At 63.7% G+C, this 6336-nt stretch carries 5 protein-coding genes and 1 pseudogene; 4 read left to right on the top strand and 2 right to left on the bottom strand.

Annotated features, from left to right (window positions below):
• Both HP547_RS16600 and HP547_RS16595 read right to left on the bottom strand, forming a co-directional pair.
• The coding region (locus tag HP547_RS16600; RefSeq protein ID WP_172286864.1) for a sugar ABC transporter ATPase at positions 1 to 379 on the bottom strand (379 nt) is incomplete at its 3' end.
• A gap of 51 nt (positions 380 to 430) precedes the next feature.
• Positions 431 to 1186, bottom strand: a complete 756-nt coding sequence (locus HP547_RS16595) for a sulfite exporter TauE/SafE family protein (RefSeq protein WP_172221554.1) — start codon at positions 1184 to 1186, stop codon at positions 431 to 433.
• A gap of 97 nt (positions 1187 to 1283) precedes the next feature.
• Here HP547_RS16595 and HP547_RS16590 point away from each other — a divergent pair, with 97 nt between their 5' ends.
• The 4 genes and pseudogenes from HP547_RS16590 to leuA form a co-directional block, all read left to right on the top strand.
• Positions 1284 to 2162: a LysR substrate-binding domain-containing protein gene (locus HP547_RS16590; RefSeq protein ID WP_172286863.1), complete on the top strand. Its 879-nt coding sequence runs from the start codon at positions 1284 to 1286 to the stop codon at positions 2160 to 2162.
• A 105-nt stretch (positions 2163 to 2267) separates the two neighbouring features.
• Entirely contained in the window at positions 2268 to 3647 is a 1380-nt protein-coding gene (gene xseA, locus HP547_RS16585) for an exodeoxyribonuclease VII large subunit (RefSeq protein WP_172286862.1), read from the top strand.
• Positions 3648 to 3650: 3 nt separating this feature from the next.
• A pseudogene (locus HP547_RS16580) lies at positions 3651 to 4478 on the top strand (peptidoglycan DD-metalloendopeptidase family protein).
• A gap of 310 nt (positions 4479 to 4788) precedes the next feature.
• Positions 4789 to 6336, top strand: a 1548-nt coding sequence (gene leuA / locus HP547_RS16575) for a 2-isopropylmalate synthase (RefSeq protein WP_172286861.1), incomplete at its 3' end; no start/stop codon positions are given.

Raw genomic sequence — 6336 nt, 5'->3', positions numbered from 1 at the left:
AGAGCGGGCAGGTAAAGTTGTCGCTCACTGCCGGCATCCACTCTTCCAGGCTTTCGAACAGCGGCTCGCCCACTTCACGCCGGCACTCCGGGCAGCCAGCCTCTTCGAGGAAGCCCTCGGTGGGGGTATAAATGCAGCGCTTGAGCATCACCTCCAAGCCGTTGACCGGTTCGCCGAACGGTAGCTTGTCGGGGTGCAGGGCGACTTTGCGGGCACCGGCGGCCAACGCGTGGCCCATCCGGTTGCCGGTGCGGCCACAGGTGGTCAGTTGCTCCTCGACCACCTTCTCACGTACCAGCCAGCGCAGGATGGCGCGGCTGCGGGCCTCATGCGCCGGGACGGTAGACAGCTTGGGGACGATGATGCTCTGGGTGTTCATGAAAGAGGCAAGCCTGAAAAACTGCGGTAATGGCGCAATTCTACCGCCTGCTCAAGCGCTGAGGTAGCGACCTATCAGCGCCAGGCCACTGGCCAGTACCAGCCAGGTGACCAGACGCACGAAGGCTTCGCGGGACAGCCTGTGGGTAAGCCTGCGCCCGACCCACAGGCCGACGAACATTACCGGCAACAGGCAGGCGGCGAGCAGCAGCAGGCTCTGATCGGCATACACACCGGCGATCAGGAACAGCGTCAGGCGTACGACCGTGCTGCAACTGATCAGCGCGCTCTGGGTGGCGCGCACTTGTTCCTTCGCCTGCAGCCGTGCACTCAGGTAGAGCGCATAAAGGAAGCCACCACTGCCGAACAACGCGCCGAACAGCCCGCCTGCCGTGCCCATCGGCACCGCCCAGAAACCGGACAGGTTCGCCGGCCGCACCTTCACCGCCAGGCCGTACAGCGCATAGGCCGTGACAAACACACCCATCAACAGCAATAACAAATCAGACTTCAACTGCAGCAGGAACACCACACCGAACGTGCAGCCTATGGCCATGAACGGCAGTAGCCGTAGCAACTCACTGCGCACCACATCGCGGCGCGACGGCAGCAGGTTGCCGAATGCCGCGACGAAGTCGAGCAACACCAGCAGCGGAATGATCCGTGACAGCGGCATAAAGTGGATCAGTACCGGGCCAGCCACCAGCGCAGTCCCGAAACCGGCGATGCCGAAGACGATGTAGGCCACCCCGACACCGAGCAGGATGGGCAGCCAGTCAAGGCCGGAAAAAGACAGCTGGGCGATCATGGCAGCAGTTCCTGGGAAGACAGACAAAGGTTAGCCAGCAGCGAGCCATGCCGACTAATATGCCTTTATCGCCAAAGCCATCTCGAAAAGGCATGACATGACGTCGATCCGCCAGTTGCGTTACTTCGTGGAAATCGCCGAGTGCGGGAGCTTCAGCGGCGCCGCCGAGCGACTCTACGTAGCCCAGTCGGCGCTGAGCCGGCAGATCAAGGAGCTGGAGCAACAGTTGGGCACTCCGCTGTTCGAGCGTACCGCGCGCCTGCCGCGCCTGACGCTGGCGGGGCAGGCCTTCCTGGAGCGGGCGCGGCGTTTGCTGGCTGACCTGGCACAAGCGGAGCGGGTTACCCGCGATATTGGCGAAGGGTTGCAGGGCAGCCTGCGCCTGAACCATTCAAGTACCGTACCGCTGACCGGCTCGCTGCTGGCTCGCCTGGGCGGCTACTTGCGCGATAACCTTGGGGTTGCGCTGGAGATTGCTCAGCAGTCGTCGGAGGCGCAGCTGGAGGATATTGCGGCGGGGCGTCTGGATATCGGCCTGCTGCGTTTGCCGGTGTTGCGCCAGCATGAGGGCGTGGTGCTGCATGAATTGTTCAGCGAACCGTTGTTTCTGGCCGTTTCGGCTGGGCATCCGTTGGCTGGTGCAACGCAGGTGAGGCTGGAGCAGTTGCGTGAAGAGCGTTTTATTTCCATTCCGCACCGCGACCGTGGCGGGCTGAGTTACCTGTCTGCCTCCCTGTGCATGGACGCGGGCTTTTTCCCGCAGGCGGCACAGGTGCTGTCGCGCAAGACGACGCAGTTGCAACTGATTCAAGCCGGATTTGGCGTGGCATTGTTGCCGGCATGCATGCGTGAGATCGCCCCGGTTTCGGTCAGCTTCGTGGCACTGGAGAGTCGCTGCATGAGTACCGTTGCGCTGGCCTGCCGGCGAGAAGCGGGGCAACTGGCGCGGCACTTCACTGGTGCCATGTGGCAGTGACCGCCGCCGTCACATTACTTGTTTGCCATGCCAGGCAAGTGTAATTCGGGCAACTCAGTTACTACTGCTTGAAGCTCGCCACCCGCAACTGCGATGATGCCGAGCATGATCAGAGACCCCTTCGAACGACTCGGCCTGGACCGCGAGGTCCTTACCGTCAGCCAACTCAACGGCCGCGCCCGCGTGCTGCTGGAAGACGTGTTCCGCAGCGTGTGTGTAGAGGGCGAGATTTCCAATCTCGCCCGCCCCGCGTCCGGGCACATGTACTTCACCCTCAAGGACAGCGGCGCCCAGGTGCGCTGCGCGCTGTTCCGGCAGAACGCCACGCGTGTGCGCCAGGCCCTGCGCGATGGCCTGGCTGTGCGGGTGCGCGGCAAGGTTTCGCTGTTCGAAGGGCGTGGCGACTACCAGCTGATTCTCGACACCGTCGAACCGGCCGGCGACGGCGCGCTGCGCCTGGCGTTCGAGGCCCTGAAGGAAAAGCTCGGTGGTGAGGGGCTGTTCAGCGCCGAGAGCAAGAAGCCGCTACCGGCCCACCCGCAGCGCATCGGCATCATCACCTCGCCCACCGGCGCGGTGATCCGCGACATCATCAGCGTGTTCGGCCGCCGCGCGCCGCAGGTGGAACTGAACCTGATCCCCACGGCAGTGCAGGGCCGCGAAGCCATCGCGCAGATCGTGCGCGCCATCCGTCTGGCCGACAGCCTGGGTTTCGACGCACTGATCCTGGCCCGTGGCGGTGGCTCGCTGGAAGACCTGTGGTGCTTCAACGAAGAAGCCGTGGCGCGGGCGGTGGCTGCCTGCGTCACGCCCATCGTCAGTGCGGTGGGCCATGAGACCGATGTATCGATCAGCGACTTCGTCGCCGACGTGCGTGCGCCCACACCGTCTGCCGCCGCCGAGTTGCTGGCCCCCGACAACAGTGGCCTGCAGCAACGCCTGGAAGGCCTGCAACGGCGCCTGCTGCTGCGCATGCAGAACCGCCTGACCCACGACCGCCTGCGCCTGGAATCACTGACCCGGCGCCTGCGCCACCCCGGCGAGCGCCTGCGTCAGCAGGCCCAGCGCCTGGACGACCTGGACATGCGCCTGCGGCGCGCCTTCACGCTCAACCTCAACCAGCGCCGCGAACGCCTGGCACGCCTGGATACCCGCCTGGCCGCGCAGCACCCGGGGCGCACCCTGAAACTGCTGAACCAGCGCCTGGACAGCCTGGCCGAGCGCCTGCCACGGGCCATGCGCGAAGTGCTCAAGGACCGTCGCCAGCGCTTCCAGGCGCAATTGCAGACGCTGCAAGTGGTCAGCCCGCTGGCCACCCTCGCCCGCGGCTACAGCATCCTGCTGGATGAACAAGGCCAGGCGATACGCAGCGCCGAACAGACCCGCAATGGCCAACGCCTCACCGCCCGCCTGAACCAGGGCGAGCTGCTGGTGCGGGTTGAAGACAACCACCTGACCCCGGTCACCCTCTCACTACTGGACTGACACATGCCCCGCCTGTTCGCGCCCTTGCTTGCCCTTTCCCTGCTGCTACTGGCTGGCGGCGCCCAGGCCAGCTACATCACCCGCACACTGAACAAGCCGGTACCCGGCGGTGTGGCGGTGATCGACCTCGGCCCTGCCGCCAGCGCACCCAGTGCCCGCTTCGACGGCAAACCGGTGCTGGTGGTAAAGGAACAGGACAACTGGCTGGCCATCGTCGGCATCCCGCTGACCCAGAAGCCCGGCACCGCCCTGCTGAGCCAGGGCGGTCGCACCCTGCCGTTCACGGTCGGCAGCAAGCAATACCCCGAGCAACGCATCACCCTCAAGAACACCCGCCAGGTCAACCCGAACCCGGCCGACCTCAAGCGCATCGACCGCGAACTGGCCGAGCAGATCAAGGCATAGCGCAGCTTCAGCCCGTCCCTGCCGAGCAACCTGATCCTCGACAAGCCGGTCAGCGGCCCGCTGTCGAGCAAGTTCGGCGTGCGCCGCTTCTTCAATGGCGAAGAACGCAACCCCCACGCCGGGCTGGACTTTGCAGTGCCGGCCGGCACGCCGATCAAGACCCCGGCCAACGGCAAGGTGATCCTGGTGGGGGACTACTTTTTCAATGGCCGTACCGTCTTCGTCGACCATGGCCAGGGCTTCATCAGCATGTTCTGCCACATGTCGAAGATCGATACCCAGGTAGGGCAACAGCTGCGCCGCGGCGATGTGGTCGGGCGCGTGGGCTCGACCGGGCGGGCTACCGGGCCGCATATGCACTGGAACGTCAGCCTGAACGATGCTCGCGTGGACCCGGCAATCTTCATTGGTGCCTTCCAGCCCTGAGCTTTGGGTTGCGCCAGCGAAAAATACCGCGCAACAATCAATAAGCACCCAGAAAATCCCTGCCATAAAATCTCGCAAAACCGACTTTTTTAAGCATTCCTCTCAATTTCTGCCGAACGCTTGCCATCCCCCACCCCACTGGTTAAGTTTGGAAGCATGAAAACCTTCAGCACCCTCATCCTGCTCCGACAACATCGCAGCCTCTGCCTGGTCAGCGCCCGACTACCAGGCTGAATCGCGTCGCCTCGCCTCTTCACCTCGTTATCGCTCGGCAGGCCCGATCTCGGCCGCACACAAAAGGATTGCTTCCATGACCATGCTCAAAGACCCTTCGAAAAAATACCGCGCGTTCCCGACCATCGACCTGCCTGACCGTACCTGGCCGTCGAAAACCATCACCGAGCCGCCAATCTGGTGCAGCTCCGACCTGCGTGATGGCAACCAGTCGCTGATCGAGCCGATGGATTCGGAGAAGAAACTGCGCTTCTGGAAGACCTTGGTGCAGGTTGGCGTGAAAGAAATCGAGGCTTCGTTCCCGTCCGCTTCGCAGACCGACTTCGACTTCGTGCGCACCCTTATCGAAGACGGCCATATCCCGGACGACACCACCATCCAGGTGCTCACCCAGGCCCGTGAAGACCTGATCGCCCGCACCTTCGAGTCGCTGCGCGGCGCGAAGAAGGCCATCGTCCACCTGTACAACGCCACCAGCCCGTCGTTCCGCCGCATTGTCTTCAACCAGGACAAGCAAGGCGTGAAGGACATCGCAGTGAACGCGGCTAAGCTGTTCGTCAAGTACGCTGCCCAGCAACCGGACACCCAGTGGACCTTCCAGTACTCGCCAGAAACCTTCAGCGCCACCGAGCTGGAGTTCGCCAAGGAAGTCTGCGATGCGGTCATCGAGGTGTGGAACCCGACGCCTGAGCACAAGGTCATCCTCAACCTGCCGGCCACCGTGGAAGTCGCCACGCCGAACATCTACGCCGACCAGATCGAGTGGTTCTGCCGCAATATCAGCCGCCGCGACAGCGTGATCATCAGCCTGCACTGCCACAACGACCGTGGCACCGGCATCGCTGCCACCGAACTGGGCCTGATGGCCGGTGCGGACCGCGCCGAAGGCTGCCTGTTCGGCAACGGCGAGCGTACCGGCAACGTCGATCTGGTGACCCTGGCGCTGAACCTCTACACCCAAGGCATCGACCCGCAACTGGACTTCTCGGACATCGACGGCGTGCGCAAGGTTGTCGAAGAGTGCAACCAGCTGCCGGTGCACCCGCGTCATCCCTACGTTGGCGATCTGGTTCACACCGCGTTCTCCGGCTCGCACCAGGATGCCATCCGCAAGGGCTTTACCAAGCAGCAAGAAGGCGAGCTGTGGGAAGTGCCGTACCTGCCGATCGACCCGGCCGACATCGGCCGCAGCTACGAGGCGGTGATCCGCGTCAACAGCCAGTCGGGCAAAGGGGGCATCACCTATCTGCTCGAGCAGGAATACGGCATCAGCCTGCCGCGTCGCATGCAGATCGAGTTCAGCCAAGTGGTGCAAGGCGAAACCGACCGCCTGGGCCTGGAAATGACCGCCCAGCAGATCTACAGCCTGCTGCACAAGGAATACCTCCAGGCCAACGCCCCATATGCGCTGGTCAGCCACCGCCTGCAGGAAGAAAACGGCCACAGCACCGTGGAAGTGGAAGTTGCCGGTGAAGGCGAAACCACGCTGCACTGGCGCGGCAAGGGCAATGGTGCCCTGGAAGCGCTGGTAGCCGGCCTGCCGATTGCCGTGGAGATCATGGATTACAACGAGCATGCCATTGGCGCGGGTACCAATGCCAAGGCTGCGGCCTACATCGAACTG

It is taken from the genome of Pseudomonas sp. CM27, from assembly GCF_013179515.1.
Taxonomy (GTDB): Bacteria; Pseudomonadota; Gammaproteobacteria; order Pseudomonadales; family Pseudomonadaceae; genus Aquipseudomonas.
The sequence above is the reverse complement of the archived record's forward strand: the minus strand, read 5'-3'. Positions and strand labels throughout refer to the sequence as shown.

Coding starts and splice junctions, on each gene's coding strand:
- HP547_RS16595 (WP_172221554.1), bottom strand. CDS start 1,186: ATGATCGCCCAGCTGTCTTTTTCCGGCCTTGACTGGCTGCCCATCCTG.
- xseA (WP_172286862.1), top strand. CDS start 2,268: ATGATCAGAGACCCCTTCGAACGACTCGGCCTGGACCGCGAGGTCCTT.
- HP547_RS16590 (WP_172286863.1), top strand. CDS start 1,284: ATGACGTCGATCCGCCAGTTGCGTTACTTCGTGGAAATCGCCGAGTGC.